This window comes from Bacteroides sp. NSJ-39, from assembly GCF_014287315.1.
GTDB lineage: Bacteria > Bacteroidota > Bacteroidia > Bacteroidales > Bacteroidaceae > Bacteroides > Bacteroides finegoldii.
In genome coordinates, this window is sequence record NZ_JACOOB010000002.1 from 146,345 (window position 1) to 159,738 (window position 13,394).

Sequence of the window (13,394 nt, forward strand, 5' to 3'; positions counted from 1 at the left end):
AATGAAGAAAATATTATTTGTCTGTTTAGGAAATATTTGCCGTAGTTCTACGGCTGAAGGTGTAATGCTTCATTTGATAAAAGAAGCAGGACTGGAGAAAGAGTTTGTGATAGATTCTGCCGGAATCTTGTCTTATCATCAGGGTGAATTACCGGATAGTCGGATGCGTGCTCACGCGGCTCGTCGCGGTTATCAATTGGTACATCGTTCGCGTCCTGTCCGTACGGAAGATTTTTATAATTTTGATCTGATAATCGGTATGGACGACCGGAACATAGATGATCTGAAAGACAAATCTCCTTCCCTGGAAGAATGGAAGAAGATTCATCGTATGACGGAGTACTGTACTCGTATCCCGGCAGATCATGTCCCCGACCCCTATTATGGAGGGGCTGAGGGCTTTGAATATGTGCTTGACATACTTGAAGACGCTTGTGCGGGGCTGCTTACTTCTTTAACTCAGGATAACTGATCCGGGTGTGATAAGCAATCTTTAGTTTTTCTTTGAATACGGCTTTCACAGTGGCTATATCCTTGAAAGTGATAGGACATTCTTTAAAGTAACCTTCAGTGACTTGGGAATCGATAATCTTGTCGACCAGGTTGCTGATTGTCTCTTCTGTATATTCCGGAAGACTGCGTGATGCAGCTTCTACAGCGTCTGCCATCATCAAGATGGCTTGTTCTTTGGTGAATGGATTCGGACCGGGATAGGTGAACAGTTCTTCATTCGGTTCTTCGTCCGGGTGCTCGTTCTTCCAGGAAATATAGAAATATTTTGTTTTTCCCCGTCCGTGATGAGTACTGATAAAGTCCTTAATAACCTTAGGCAGATTATGTTTGTCGGCAAGTTTCAATCCATCTGTCACGTGACTGATGACTACTTGCGCACTTTGTTCATAACCTAGATTTTTATGTGGATTGACTCCTCCTGATTGATTTTCGGTGAAGAAAGCCGGATTTTCCATTTTCCCGATATCATGATATAAAGCTCCGGTACGCACCAACTGACTTTTGGCGCCGATACGGATAGCTGCTTCCGCTGCTAGATTAGCTACCTGCATGGAGTGTTGGAATGTTCCGGGCACAGTCTCGGACATTTGACGCAGTAAGTCGTTATTAATGTTTGAAAGCTCTACCAAAGTAACGTTGGAAGTAAATCCGAACGTTTTTTCCAATAAGAATAATAATGGATAGGCGAACAGCAATAAAATTCCGTTGATAAAGAAATAGGTATACATCCGTATATTCAACTTCGAGAAATCGTTGGCAAGTCCGTTTTCTGTCATCAGTTCAAAAGAGAAATAAACAGCGGCGTAGGTCAGTATGACTAATAATGCCGTTCGGAAAAGCTGTGATCTCTGTGACAGTTCTCTCAAACTGAATATCGCAACCATACCGGCAGCTAGCTGAGTGAGAATGAATTCATGTGGAAAGCGTAGTGATATGGAACAGATTAATATTGTGATGACATGAGTCAGAAACGCAGTTCTCGAATCAAGAAACACGCGGATAATAATAGGTAGCATTGCATACGGAATGATATACACATTGAATAGGTTATGTGTCATCATAAAAGCCGTAACAATACTATAAAATACAATCAATGTAAAGAGTAGCGACAGACTGCCCTTTCGCTGATAATAATCTTTTCGGAACAAATCAAGATAGAGCATAAAGCAAAGCATTAACATGCCGACAAACAGAATTTGTCCGCCAAGAATCAGACGGCTTTGTCCCATAGATTCGTTTCGCTTGATGGACTCTTTACGCAGGGATTCCAAAATATTATAAGTTTCCGGACTGATGATCTCGCCCCGATCGATAATTTTCTGACCACTCACAACCAAACCGTTTGCCCAAGAATAGTTGTTCAGTATCTCCTCTTTGGCTGTCTGAGTCCGTTGTTCGTCAAAAGTGAGGTTCGGGCTGATATATTCATTCAACGAACACTGCCGTAGAATTTCCCTGTTGAAGTGAACGGAGTCTGCCGTAAGTAAATACTCGTATGCCTTCTTTACCGTGTAAATACCTTCGATGGGGTGCGAATTGGCCAACTTGTCATCTATTACCATGATGGCGGATGTGCTATCTTTGTAAAGTTGCTGTATAGCTTCGGTAGATACAATGCCCGCCTGATAAATCTCTTTCAGCGTACGTTCGATGTAGCGTAAATAATCTGTAGAAGGAAGAATCCCTTTCAGGTTCGTATGATAGTTCTCTTTTAGTTTGGCTACCGCCTCCTTTTCGACTTTCTTGTCGAGCTCATAATAGGGCTGGAAGAGGGCCATCAGGCTGTCTTGTTCTCGTTTCACTATCGCTTCATCTTTATAAATAGGAAAATCGAAAGTTGCGATTAACTGTCCGTATTTCCAAGGCTTGTTTATATCAAACTGATAGTTGAACTTGCCATCGCGCGGCAGGAAATAGACAATCAATGCCACAGTACCTATGAATAGCAGCGATTTATATGACAAATCTTTCCATGAAAAGCTCTTTTTTTTCTTCAAATGTTCCATATCCACTGAAATTTTTGCGAAAAGTACAAAAAAAAACAATAGTGTGGAAAAAAAGGTTTAATTTTGCCGCGATTTACCTATACTAACCCAAATTATGGCAGAAAGAAAAGTAAGAGTTCGTTTTGCTCCGAGTCCTACGGGAGCATTGCACATTGGTGGTGTGCGTACAGCTTTGTATAATTATCTATTTGCGCGTCAACACGGCGGAGACTTAATATTTCGTATTGAGGATACTGATTCTCACCGGTTTGTTCCGGGAGCGGAAGAGTATATCCTCGAATCTTTCAAATGGTTGGGTATCCACTTTGATGAAGGAGTGAGTTTCGGTGGCGAACACGGTCCTTACCGTCAGTCGGAGCGTCGCGATATCTATAAAAAATATGTGCAGGTTCTGTTGGAGAACGGAAAAGCATACATTGCTTTTGATACTCCAGAGGAATTGGATGCCAAACGTGCGGAAATTGCGAACTTCCAGTACGATGCGTCTACGCGCGGCATGATGCGCAATTCATTGACAATGCCGGAAGAAGAAGTAGATGCGCTGATTGCAGAAGGCAAGCAGTATGTTGTCCGTTTCAAGATAGAGCCGAATGAAGATATTCGTGTGAACGACTTGATTCGTGGAGAAGTTATCATCAATTCATCCATCCTTGATGATAAGGTCCTTTACAAATCGGCTGATGAACTGCCTACTTATCATTTGGCGAATATTGTTGACGACCATTTGATGGAAGTTTCTCATGTGATCCGTGGTGAGGAATGGTTGCCTTCCGCACCATTGCATGTGTTGTTGTATCGTGCTTTCGGCTGGGAAGATACAATGCCGGAATTTGCTCACTTGCCTTTATTGTTGAAACCGGAAGGAAATGGAAAATTGAGCAAACGTGACGGTGACCGTTTGGGATTCCCTGTGTTCCCGTTAGAATGGCACGATCCGAAATCCGGAGAAATATCTTCGGGCTACCGTGAGTCCGGTTATTTGTCGGAAGCGGTGATCAACTTCCTTGCCTTGTTGGGTTGGAATCCGGGTAACGATCAGGAAGTAATGTCGATGGAGGAATTGATAAAGCTGTTTGATCTTCATCGTTGCAGCAAGTCGGGAGCCAAATTCGATTATAAAAAAGGTATATGGTTCAACCATCAATATATACAGCAGAAACCTAATGAAGAAATTGCGGAACTGTTCTTGCCATTTTTGAAAGAACAAGGTGTGGAAGTTCCTTTCGAAAAGGTGGTGACAGTAGTTGGCATGATGAAAGACCGTGTCAGTTTCATTAAAGAATTATGGGGTGTATGTAGCTTCTTCTTCGTAGCTCCTACCGAATATGATGAAAAGACGGTGAAGAAACGCTGGAAAGAGGATTCTGCAAAATGTATGACTGAACTGGCGGAAGTCATTGCCGGTATCGAGGACTTCAGTATTGAAGGACAGGAGAAAGTCGTTATGGACTGGATTGCAGAGAAAGGTTACCATACAGGTAATATCATGAATGCCTTCCGTCTGACATTGGTGGGCGAAGGAAAAGGCCCGCATATGTTCGATATTTCCTGGGTATTGGGTAAAGAAGAAACAATAGCTCGTATCAAACGTGCAGTTGAGGTTTTGAAGTAATCGACATAGTACTATGCTTTACAACCTGGCAATAGTCATTTATGACTTTATCGTTCATCTGGCTGCACCGTTCAGCCGCAAGCCCCGTAAGATGATGAAGGGGCATTGGGTGGTGTACGAACTTTTGCGCCAGCAGGTGGAAAAGGGGGAACAGTATATCTGGTTCCACGCTGCTTCATTGGGAGAATTTGAGCAGGGGCGTCCGTTGATAGAAATGATTCGGGCAAAATATCCTGCTTATAAGATATTGCTGACTTTCTTTTCTCCTTCGGGCTATGAGGTGCGCAAGCATTATCGGGGAGCGGATATTGTCTGCTACCTGCCGTTTGATAAACCCCGGAATGTGAGGAAGTTCCTTGATATCACTAATCCGTGTATGGCGTTCTTTATCAAATATGAGTTTTGGAAGAATTATCTGGATGAGCTTCACAAGCGCCGGATTCCGGTATATAGTGTGTCGTCTATTTTCCGCCGCGACCAAGTGTTTTTTAAATGGTATGGCGGTACCTATCGCAATGTCCTGAAAGATTTCGACCATCTGTTTGTACAAAACGAGGCTTCCAAACGTTATCTGTCGAAGATTGGCATTCTCCGTGTAACAGTGGTGGGAGATACCCGTTTCGACAGGGTACTGCAAATACGTGAGGAGGCGAAAGACCTTCCGCTGGTGGAGAAGTTCAAAGGAAACAATGCTTTCACTTTTGTTGCCGGCAGTTCGTGGGGACCGGATGAAGATCTGTTTCTCGAATATTTCAATAATCATCCGGAAATGAAACTGATTATCGCTCCGCATGTGATTGACGAGAATCATCTGGTGGAGATTATTGGTAAGTTGAAACGTCCGTATGTGCGCTATACTCGTGCCGATGAAAAAAATGTATTGAAAGCGGATTGTCTGATTATCGATTGCTTCGGCTTACTGTCTTCCATCTACCGCTACGGAGAGATTGCTTATATTGGTGGCGGTTTCGGTGTTGGTATTCATAATACGCTGGAAGCTGCCGTGTATGGTATCCCTGTCATTTTCGGACCGAAGTATCAGAAATTTATGGAAGCCGTGGAACTGCTGGAAGCGAAAGGTGCTTACTCCATCAAAGATTACGAAGAACTGAAAAGCCTGTTAGACCGTTTCCAGACAGACAAAGACTTTTTAGACGAGACGGGAAAGAATGCCGGATATTATGTGACCAGTAAGTCCGGTGCGACGGAAAAAATCATGAATATGATTAATTTTTGATGTTTCTATAAAAAGATAGCGGGAGACTCTTTCCGAAAAGAGTCTCCCGCTATCTTTTTATAAGTCATCTGTAAAACAGGCTTATTCTTCTTTATACCATTGCGAATACATCAAATAATTGTGGGCAATCTTCTCGTTCAGTTCCTTTGCCTGCTCCGGGTCTACTTTCTTGATGAACTTGGCAGGTACGCCGCCCCAGATGCTTCCGGGTTCAATCACAGTATTGCTTAGTACCAGCGATCCGGCCGCTACGATTGCTCCTTCACCCACTACGGCATGATCTAAAATAGTAGAGCCCATGCCGACTAATGCATAATCTTTGATGGTCGCTCCGTGAATGGTAACATTATGTCCCACAGAAACATGGTCGCCGATTTCAATAGTCGATTTCTGGTATAATGTATGCAAGACACTTCCGTCTTGGATGTTAACACCATTACCGATCCGTATAGAGTTGACATCTCCCCGTAGCACGGTACTGAACCAGACGCTACAGTCATTTCCTATCTTTACATCTCCTATAATAGTTGCATTGTCTGCGAGAAAACAGTTTTCTCCGATTTCGGGAGTGAATCCGCGTACTGATTTTATTAAAGCCATGAGATTTGTTTGATTTAATAATGTTTTTTAGTTGATACTATAATTATGTTGCCCGACACCCGGGTTCCAGATATCTTATCTTTAAATAGAAGTAGTGGCTTTCTGTAACCAAGCTTTTTCTTCTTCGTTAAGATCCGGAGATAGCTTTTCGTAAACAGTCTGATGATAATTATTCAGCCATTCGATTTCCTCCTTTGTCAACATCTCCTTGATGATCCCCTTTTTGCAGATAGGACATAAAGTGATAGTCTCAAATTTAAGATATTCTCCAAACATTCCCTCTCCATCTTTGCAGACTAACGTCAGATTCTCCGTACGTATCCCATGACTGCCTGTCTTATAAACACCGGGTTCGTTGGATGTAACCATGCCGGGCTGGAGAATTACAGGGTTTTCATTCATGCGAATGCTTTGTGGCCCTTCGTGTACACTCAAGAAATGCCCGACACCGTGCCCTGTGCCATGGAGGAAGTTCATTCTGTGATTCCAAATAGGCATACGAGCCAGTACATCGAGTTGCGCACCGCAGGTTCCGGCTGGGAATTTGGCCATAGCCAATGCTATGTGTCCCTTTAATATTAAGGTATAATCCGTCTTTTCCTCTTCCGTCAGTTCGCCTAATGCGATGGTACGAGTGATGTCAGTGGTTCCGTCCAAGTATTGTGCCCCTGAATCTAAGAGTAGGAATCCTTTAGGTTGAAGAGTTACATCGCTTTCCGGTGTTGCCGAATAATGCACGATTGCTCCGTGTTTTTTATATCCTGCAATGGTGTCGAAACTTTCTCCCATGTAGAGAGGTTGTGCTGCCCTGAACTCATGCAATTTTTTATCTATACTTAATTCGGTTTCTTTTCCGGCAGATACAGATTCTTCCAGCCACTTGAGGAATCTGACAAGTGCCACTCCATCCCGTTGCATGGCAGCATGGATGCCGGCTATTTCCTGTTCATTGCGAATGGCTTTCAATAATGTGACGGGAGACTCGCCACGAATAATGGAACATTTCGGATGGATGGCCGAGTAAATCGCGTAATTCGTTTTTCGTGGATCAATAAGAATATTTTCTCCGTGGAAGGAATTTAGGAATGTCTCTACTTCATCATATTTCTGTATTCCTATTTGTTGTTTCTTTAGATAAGTCTCGACCTCCGGCGTCACTTTTTCCGGTGAAATAAAGTAAGTCACCTCATCCTGTGTAATTAACAGGTAGCTCACTATGACTGGATTGCAATGTACATCGTTTCCTCGTAGATTGAGAGTCCATGCTATTTCGTCCAGTGCAGATATGAATAAAGCGTAGACGCCTTTCTTCCTCAACTCCTCACGGATGGCGGATATTTTTTCTTCGCAGCTTTTTCCTGCATATTTGATATCATAAATAAAGGCTGGAGAGTCAGGTATGGAGGGACGGTCTTTCCAGATGTTTTTTAATGGATCTCCAAATATATCTACCTGTAACTGATGCGCCGCTAGTTCTTCTTTCATTTGTTCTACCTGTTGCACAGAGAACATTTTCCCGTCGATGCTTACAGATTCTCCGGGTTTTAAGTGCTGGCAGAGAAACTCTGTTATGCTTGGAGTTTCCGGCAGCATCTCTTTGTAGAGTGTGATGCCGCTACCTTCCAGCTCTTTCTCTGCCTGAAGGAAGTAACGTGAGTCGGTCCATAATCCCGCTTCGTCCATCAGGATGACCGCTGTTCCTGCAGAACCCGTAAAACCGGAAATCCATTCGCGTGACATCCAGTGGGGAGCCACATACTCACTAAGGTGAGGGTCGGTGCTGGGGATAATGAATGCTTTGATGTAATTGGGGTGGAGTGTCATGCGCAGAGCATGTACTCGTTCTTTTATGTTCTGTTTCATACCTTATTATATTATTATAGACATATAAATGTTTCAAAGGTACTAACTTTCTGCATTTAATGACCTGTTTATGAATAGTTTTTGAGAAATATTTGCCGAAAGTTTTGTGAATAAAGAAAGTATGTGTAATTTTGCGGCGCAATTTGACTGCGGAATTTTTTTAATCATAACATATTAATAGTAACAAAATGATTGTAGTACCTGTAAAAGAAGGCGAAAACATTGAAAAAGCGCTGAAGAAGTTCAAAAGAAAATTTGAGAAAACTGGCATTGTGAAAGAATTGAGAAGCAGACAGCAGTTTGACAAACCGTCTGTAACTAAAAGACTTAAGAAAGAACGTGCAGTTTACGTACAACAACTTCAGCAAATAGAAGATTAATAATTCGTAATTTCCTTTGAATTATTGAATTCTTTTCATACATTCGTTGCACGATTTAGATGTAGCGATTATGTTGATAGAATCTTTTCTTGATTATCTCCGGTATGAGCGGAATTATTCTGATAAAACCGTTCTTGCGTATGGTGAGGATATAAGGCAATTACAGGAGTTTGCTCAGGAAGAGTATGGGGGATTTGATCCGTTGGAGGTCGAGGCTGAACTGATTCGTGAATGGATTGTTTCATTGATGGATAAGGGATATACCTCAACTTCTGTAAATCGCAAGTTAAGTACGCTCCGGACATTTTATAAGTTTCTTTTGAAGAAAGGAGAGGTGACGGTAGATCCATTACGAAAAATAGTGGGACCTAAAAATAAAAAACCGTTGCCGGTATTCCTGAAAGAAAATGAAATGAATAAATTGCTGGATGAGACGGACTTTGGCGAGGGATTTAAAGGTTGTCGGGATCGATTAATTATTGAAATGTTTTATGCTACCGGCATGAGACTTTCGGAATTGATAGATTTGGATGATAAAGATGTGGATTTCTCAGGATCTTGCCTGAAAGTGACCGGGAAAAGAAACAAGCAGCGGTTGATTCCGTTCGGTGATGAACTGCGGGATTGGATGCTTGGGTATATTGATGTAAGAAACGAAATGATTCCGGAAAGGTCGGAGGCTTTTTTTGTAAGAGAGAACGGTGAACGGCTTTATAAGAATCTGGTCTATAATTTAGTGAAACGGAACCTGTCAAAGGTGGCGACGCTGAAAAAAAAGAGTCCTCACGTGTTGAGGCATACTTTTGCAACCACAATGCTGAATAATAACGCGGAGTTGGGTGTAGTAAAGGAACTTTTGGGTCACGAGAGTATAACAACGACCGAGATCTATACGCATGCCACATTTGAAGAACTTAAAAAAGTGTATAAACAGGCTCATCCAAGAGCCTAAAAAAAGGAGGTAAGTATGGATATTAGAATTCAATCAATTCACTTTGATGCGTCAGAGCAATTGCAGGCATTTATTCAGAAAAAAGTGTCTAAGTTGGAAAAATATTACGAAGATATAAAGAAAGTAGAGGTGTCATTAAAGGTAGTTAAGCCGGAAGTTGCTGCAAATAAAGAAGCAGGTATTAAAATACTTGTCCCTAACGGGGAATTTTATGCCAGCAAAGTGTGTGATACGTTTGAAGAAGCGATTGATTTGGATGTGGAAGCACTCGAAAAACAACTGGTTAAGTACAAGGAAAAACAGCGTAGCAAATAAAAAAATCCCAAATATTTTGCGGGAAAGAAATAAATAACTAAATTTGCAGCCGTTTCGCTCGCGTTAGAACGTGACGGTTGCATTTTTTAGCTAGAACGCCTCTTTAGCTCAGTTGGCCAGAGCACGTGATTTGTAATCTCGGGGTCGTTGGTTCGAATCCGACAAGAGGCTCAAAGAAGTGGAAAGTTGAGAATGGAAAATTGAGAGTTCTATGCGAAATTTGAAACTTCAATTGAAAATAATAAGGAGAACTGAGGTGGGAAGAATTCCTCAACTCTACATTCTCCACTTGTTTAAGGGCAAATACCAGAGTGGCCAAATGGGGCAGACTGTAAATCTGCTGGCTTACGCCTTCGGTGGTTCGAATCCATCTTTGCCCACGATCAGAGTGACAACTTTGGCAAGAATGCGGAAGTAGCTCAGTTGATAGAGCATTAGCCTTCCAAGCTGAGGGTCGCGGGTTTGAGCCCCGTCTTCCGCTCTTTTTTCTTGCTGTTATAGCTCAGTGGTAGAGCACTTCCTTGGTAAGGAAGAGGTCCCGGGTTCAAATCCCGGTAACAGCTCATAAAGATGTAAATGCTGATTATTAATCAAATAAATAACAAGTAAAGCTATGGCTAAAGAGAAATTTGAACGTACCAAACCGCACGTAAACATTGGTACAATCGGTCACGTAGACCACGGTAAGACAACGTTGACAGCTGCTATCACTACAGTGTTGGCAAAGAAAGGTCTTTCTGAGTTGCGTTCTTTCGATTCTATCGACAACGCTCCTGAAGAAAAGGAAAGAGGTATTACTATCAATACTTCACACGTTGAGTACGAAACAGCTAACCGTCACTACGCACACGTTGACTGTCCGGGACACGCCGACTATGTAAAGAACATGGTTACTGGTGCTGCTCAGATGGACGGTGCTATCATCGTTTGTGCTGCAACTGATGGTCCGATGCCTCAGACTCGCGAACATATCTTGTTGGCTCGTCAGGTAAACGTACCTCGTCTGGTTGTATTCTTGAACAAGTGCGATATGGTTGATGATGAAGAAATGTTGGAACTCGTTGAAATGGAAATGAGAGAACTTCTTTCTTTCTATGATTTCGATGGTGACAATACTCCTATCATCCGTGGTTCTGCTCTTGGCGCATTGAATGGTGTTGAAAAGTGGGAAGATAAAGTGATGGAATTGATGGAAGCTGTTGATACTTGGATTCCATTGCCTCCGCGTGATGTTGATAAACCATTCTTGATGCCGGTTGAAGACGTGTTCTCTATCACAGGTCGTGGTACTGTAGCAACAGGTCGTATCGAAACAGGTGTTATCCACGTAGGTGACGAAATCGAAATCCTTGGTTTGGGTGAAGATAAGAAATCAGTTGTAACTGGTGTTGAAATGTTCCGTAAACTGTTGGATCAGGGTGAAGCTGGTGATAACGTAGGTTTGTTGCTTCGTGGTATCGACAAGAACGAAATCAAACGTGGTATGGTTCTTTGTAAACCGGGTCAGATTAAACCGCATTCTAAATTCAAAGCTGAGGTTTATATCTTGAAGAAAGAAGAAGGTGGTCGTCACACTCCGTTCCACAACAAATACCGTCCTCAGTTCTACTTGCGTACTATGGACTGTACAGGTGAAATCACTTTGCCGGAAGGAACTGAAATGGTAATGCCGGGTGATAACGTAACTATCACAGTTGAGTTGATCTACCCTGTAGCATTGAATCCGGGTCTTCGTTTCGCTATCCGTGAAGGTGGACGTACGGTAGGTGCTGGTCAGATTACAGAAATTCTTGACTAATACACAATAATTAATCAGTTCCCGGTTCTTTATCGGGAACTGATTATGTACACACGGGAGTAGCTCAGTTGGTAGAGCACCGGTCTCCAAAACCGGGTGTCGGGAGTTCGAGCCTCTCCTCCCGTGCTAATATTATTGAAATGAAAAAGGTAATAGCTTATATTAAAGAATCTTACGACGAACTTGTTCATAAAGTTTCGTGGCCTACGTATTCTGAACTTGCTAACAGTGCAGTAGTTGTTTTATATGCTTCCCTGCTTATTGCATTGGTAGTATGGGGTATGGATGTCTGTTTCCAGAACTTCATGGAAAAAATTGTTTATCCACATTAAAAATTAGGAATTGAAAATGGCTGAGATTGAGAAGAAATGGTACGTTCTGCGTGCTATTAGCGGAAAAGAAGCTAAGGTTAAGGAATACCTTGAAGCTGACATTAAAAACAGCGACCTTGGTGAATATGTATCTCAGGTATTGATTCCTACTGAAAAAGTTTACCAGGTTCGCAATGGTAAAAAAATTGTGAAGGAAAGAAGTTATCTTCCTGGTTACGTTTTGGTGGAGGCTGCTTTGGTTGGTGAGGTTTCTCATCACTTGCGCAATACTCCGAATGTGATAGGCTTTTTAGGCGGCTCCGAGAAACCGGTGCCTCTCAGACAATCAGAAGTGAATCGTATACTTGGTACAGTGGACGAATTGCAGGAAACGGGTGAAGAACTCAATATTCCGTACGTGGTTGGTGAAACTGTTAAAGTTACTTTTGGTCCTTTCAGCGGATTCAGTGGTATCATTGAAGAGGTGAATAGCGAAAAAAAGAAACTAAAGGTCATGGTAAAGATATTCGGGCGCAAAACACCGCTTGAATTGGGCTTTATGCAAGTGGAAAAGGAATAACGCGGAATTGTTACGCTGTTGTTGTTCTTCGTTTAATGTTTATATATAAATCAAAAAAAAAATGGCTAAAGAAGTTGCTGGACTAATCAAATTACAGATTAAAGGAGGCGCTGCAAATCCATCACCTCCCGTTGGACCTGCTTTGGGTTCTAAGGGTATCAATATCATGGAATTTTGCAAGCAATTCAATGCCAGAACCCAAGACAAGGCAGGTAAGATTTTACCTGTTATCATTACTTACTACGCAGATAAGTCTTTCGATTTTGTAATCAAGACTCCTCCCGTTGCCATTCAGTTGCTTGAAATGGCTAAGGTAAAGAGTGGTTCTGCTGAGCCTAACCGTAAGAAAGTTGCCGAGCTTACTTGGGAACAGGTTCGTACGATTGCTCAGGACAAAATGGTTGACTTGAACTGTTTTACTGTGGAAGCTGCCATGAGAATGGTTGCAGGTACAGCTAGAAGTATGGGTATCGCTGTAAAAGGGGAGTTCCCGGTTAATAACTAATAAACTTCAATTGTAATGGGTAAACTGACAAAAAATCAAAAGTTAGCTGCAGAAAAGATTGAAGCAGGGAAAGCATACTCACTGAAAGAGGCTGCATCTTTGGTAAAGGAAATCACTTTTTCCAAATTTGATGCTTCATTGGATATTGATGTACGTTTAGGTGTCGATCCACGTAAAGCTAACCAGATGGTGAGAGGTGTTGTTTCACTTCCTCATGGTACTGGTAAACAAGTACGTGTGTTGGTACTTTGTACACCAGATGCTGAAGCTGCTGCAAAAGAAGCTGGTGCTGACTATGTTGGTCTTGACGAATATATTGAAAAGATCAAAGGTGGATGGACTGATATTGATGTGATTATCACTATGCCATCTATCATGGGTAAAATTGGTGCACTCGGTCGTGTACTTGGTCCTCGTGGATTGATGCCGAACCCGAAGAGTGGTACTGTAACTATGGATGTTGCTAAAGCTGTAAAAGAAGTAAAACAAGGTAAGATTGACTTTAAAGTTGATAAGAGCGGTATCGTTCATACTTCTATCGGTAAGGTATCATTCAGTCCTGATCAGATTCGCGACAATGCGAAGGAGTTCATCTCTACACTGAACAAGCTGAAACCGACCGCAGCAAAGGGTACATATATTAAGAGTATTTATCTTTCTAGTACAATGAGTGCGGGTATCAAAATCGACCCGAAATCAGTGGATGAAATCTAATAAAACAG

General features: G+C 42.1%; 14 protein-coding genes and 5 tRNA genes. 16 read left to right on the forward strand and 3 right to left on the reverse strand.

Annotated elements, in window-relative coordinates; translation table 11 throughout:
- The first annotated feature begins 1 nt into the window (after window position 1).
- Window positions 2-472, forward strand: a complete 471-nt coding sequence (locus tag H8S63_RS03450; RefSeq protein ID WP_186925731.1) for a low molecular weight protein-tyrosine-phosphatase — start codon at window positions 2-4, stop codon at window positions 470-472.
- On the opposite strand, the gene H8S63_RS03455 is transcribed toward H8S63_RS03450, so the two are convergent.
- Window positions 447-2,519, reverse strand: coding sequence for an HD family phosphohydrolase (locus tag H8S63_RS03455; RefSeq protein ID WP_186925732.1), 2,073 nt, complete (start codon window positions 2,517-2,519; stop codon window positions 447-449). The two genes, H8S63_RS03450 and H8S63_RS03455, sit on opposite strands and share 26 nt — an antisense overlap.
- 94 nt (window positions 2,520-2,613) lie before the next feature.
- On the opposite strand from H8S63_RS03455, the gene gltX reads away from it, so the two are divergent.
- Complete coding sequence (gltX, locus tag H8S63_RS03460) at window positions 2,614-4,131, forward strand: glutamate--tRNA ligase (RefSeq protein ID WP_186925733.1); 1,518 nt, start codon at window positions 2,614-2,616, stop codon at window positions 4,129-4,131.
- A 13-nt stretch (window positions 4,132-4,144) separates the two neighbouring features.
- Window positions 4,145-5,368, forward strand: coding sequence for a 3-deoxy-D-manno-octulosonic acid transferase (locus tag H8S63_RS03465; RefSeq protein WP_007755680.1), 1,224 nt, complete (start codon window positions 4,145-4,147; stop codon window positions 5,366-5,368).
- Between the two features lie 81 nt (window positions 5,369-5,449).
- On the opposite strand, the gene H8S63_RS03470 is transcribed toward H8S63_RS03465, so the two are convergent.
- The gene (locus tag H8S63_RS03470) at window positions 5,450-5,968 is read right to left on the reverse strand and encodes a gamma carbonic anhydrase family protein (RefSeq protein WP_186925734.1); all 519 of its coding nucleotides are present in this window, start codon (window positions 5,966-5,968) and stop codon (window positions 5,450-5,452) included.
- Window positions 5,969-6,049: 81 nt separating this feature from the next.
- Window positions 6,050-7,831 (reverse strand): aminopeptidase P family protein, encoded by a 1,782-nt coding sequence (locus H8S63_RS03475; RefSeq protein WP_186925735.1) that lies wholly within the window; start codon window positions 7,829-7,831, stop codon window positions 6,050-6,052.
- 188 nt (window positions 7,832-8,019) lie between these two features.
- Here H8S63_RS03475 and rpsU point away from each other — a divergent pair, with 188 nt between their 5' ends.
- The 13 genes from rpsU (at window position 8,020) to rplA (ending at window position 13,386) form a co-directional block, all read left to right on the forward strand.
- On the forward strand, window positions 8,020-8,211 hold the full coding sequence (gene rpsU, locus H8S63_RS03480; protein ID WP_007755673.1) for a 30S ribosomal protein S21: 192 nt from the start codon (window positions 8,020-8,022) through the stop codon (window positions 8,209-8,211).
- 70 nt (window positions 8,212-8,281) lie between these two features.
- Window positions 8,282-9,163, forward strand: a complete 882-nt coding sequence (xerC, locus tag H8S63_RS03485) for a tyrosine recombinase XerC (protein ID WP_186925736.1) — start codon at window positions 8,282-8,284, stop codon at window positions 9,161-9,163.
- 15 nt (window positions 9,164-9,178) lie between these two features.
- Entirely contained in the window at window positions 9,179-9,478 is a 300-nt protein-coding gene (gene hpf, locus H8S63_RS03490; protein ID WP_143865113.1) for a ribosome hibernation-promoting factor, HPF/YfiA family, read from the forward strand.
- A 97-nt stretch (window positions 9,479-9,575) separates the two neighbouring features.
- Window positions 9,576-9,649 (forward strand) — tRNA-Thr (locus H8S63_RS03495).
- 126 nt (window positions 9,650-9,775) lie between these two features.
- A tRNA-Tyr gene (locus H8S63_RS03500) sits at window positions 9,776-9,858 on the forward strand.
- A 28-nt stretch (window positions 9,859-9,886) separates the two neighbouring features.
- Window positions 9,887-9,959 (forward strand) — tRNA-Gly (locus tag H8S63_RS03505).
- Window positions 9,960-9,969: 10 nt separating this feature from the next.
- Window positions 9,970-10,041 (forward strand) — tRNA-Thr (locus H8S63_RS03510).
- Window positions 10,042-10,091: 50 nt separating this feature from the next.
- Window positions 10,092-11,276, forward strand: coding sequence for an elongation factor Tu (tuf, locus tag H8S63_RS03515; RefSeq protein ID WP_055279243.1), 1,185 nt, complete (start codon window positions 10,092-10,094; stop codon window positions 11,274-11,276).
- Window positions 11,277-11,329: 53 nt separating this feature from the next.
- Window positions 11,330-11,402 (forward strand) — tRNA-Trp (locus H8S63_RS03520).
- A 14-nt stretch (window positions 11,403-11,416) separates the two neighbouring features.
- Window positions 11,417-11,608, forward strand: coding sequence for a preprotein translocase subunit SecE (secE, locus tag H8S63_RS03525; RefSeq protein WP_004296363.1), 192 nt, complete (start codon window positions 11,417-11,419; stop codon window positions 11,606-11,608).
- Window positions 11,609-11,624: 16 nt separating this feature from the next.
- A complete protein-coding gene (gene nusG, locus H8S63_RS03530; protein ID WP_007755661.1) occupies window positions 11,625-12,167 on the forward strand; it encodes a transcription termination/antitermination protein NusG in 543 nt (180 codons plus the stop codon).
- Between the two features lie 61 nt (window positions 12,168-12,228).
- A complete protein-coding gene (gene rplK, locus H8S63_RS03535) occupies window positions 12,229-12,672 on the forward strand; it encodes a 50S ribosomal protein L11 (protein ID WP_007755660.1) in 444 nt (147 codons plus the stop codon).
- A 15-nt stretch (window positions 12,673-12,687) separates the two neighbouring features.
- On the forward strand, window positions 12,688-13,386 hold the full coding sequence (gene rplA / locus H8S63_RS03540; protein WP_007755659.1) for a 50S ribosomal protein L1: 699 nt from the start codon (window positions 12,688-12,690) through the stop codon (window positions 13,384-13,386).
- Window positions 13,387-13,394 lie beyond the last annotated feature (8 nt).

Excerpts from the sequence above, each read along its gene's own strand:
- tuf (WP_055279243.1), top strand. The coding sequence starts at position 10,092 with ATGGCTAAAGAGAAATTTGAACGTACCAAACCGCACGTAAACATTGGT.
- rpsU (WP_007755673.1), top strand. The coding sequence starts at position 8,020 with ATGATTGTAGTACCTGTAAAAGAAGGCGAAAACATTGAAAAAGCGCTG.
- H8S63_RS03470 (WP_186925734.1), bottom strand. The coding sequence starts at position 5,968 with ATGGCTTTAATAAAATCAGTACGCGGATTCACTCCCGAAATCGGAGAA.
- secE (WP_004296363.1), top strand. The coding sequence starts at position 11,417 with ATGAAAAAGGTAATAGCTTATATTAAAGAATCTTACGACGAACTTGTT.
- H8S63_RS03455 (WP_186925732.1), bottom strand. The coding sequence starts at position 2,519 with ATGGAACATTTGAAGAAAAAAAAGAGCTTTTCATGGAAAGATTTGTCA.
- xerC (WP_186925736.1), top strand. The coding sequence starts at position 8,282 with ATGTTGATAGAATCTTTTCTTGATTATCTCCGGTATGAGCGGAATTAT.
- hpf (WP_143865113.1), top strand. The coding sequence starts at position 9,179 with ATGGATATTAGAATTCAATCAATTCACTTTGATGCGTCAGAGCAATTG.
- rplK (WP_007755660.1), top strand. The coding sequence starts at position 12,229 with ATGGCTAAAGAAGTTGCTGGACTAATCAAATTACAGATTAAAGGAGGC.
- H8S63_RS03475 (WP_186925735.1), bottom strand. The coding sequence starts at position 7,831 with ATGAAACAGAACATAAAAGAACGAGTACATGCTCTGCGCATGACACTC.
- gltX (WP_186925733.1), top strand. The coding sequence starts at position 2,614 with ATGGCAGAAAGAAAAGTAAGAGTTCGTTTTGCTCCGAGTCCTACGGGA.
- H8S63_RS03465 (WP_007755680.1), top strand. The coding sequence starts at position 4,145 with ATGCTTTACAACCTGGCAATAGTCATTTATGACTTTATCGTTCATCTG.
- rplA (WP_007755659.1), top strand. The coding sequence starts at position 12,688 with ATGGGTAAACTGACAAAAAATCAAAAGTTAGCTGCAGAAAAGATTGAA.
- nusG (WP_007755661.1), top strand. The coding sequence starts at position 11,625 with ATGGCTGAGATTGAGAAGAAATGGTACGTTCTGCGTGCTATTAGCGGA.
- H8S63_RS03450 (WP_186925731.1), top strand. The coding sequence starts at position 2 with ATGAAGAAAATATTATTTGTCTGTTTAGGAAATATTTGCCGTAGTTCT.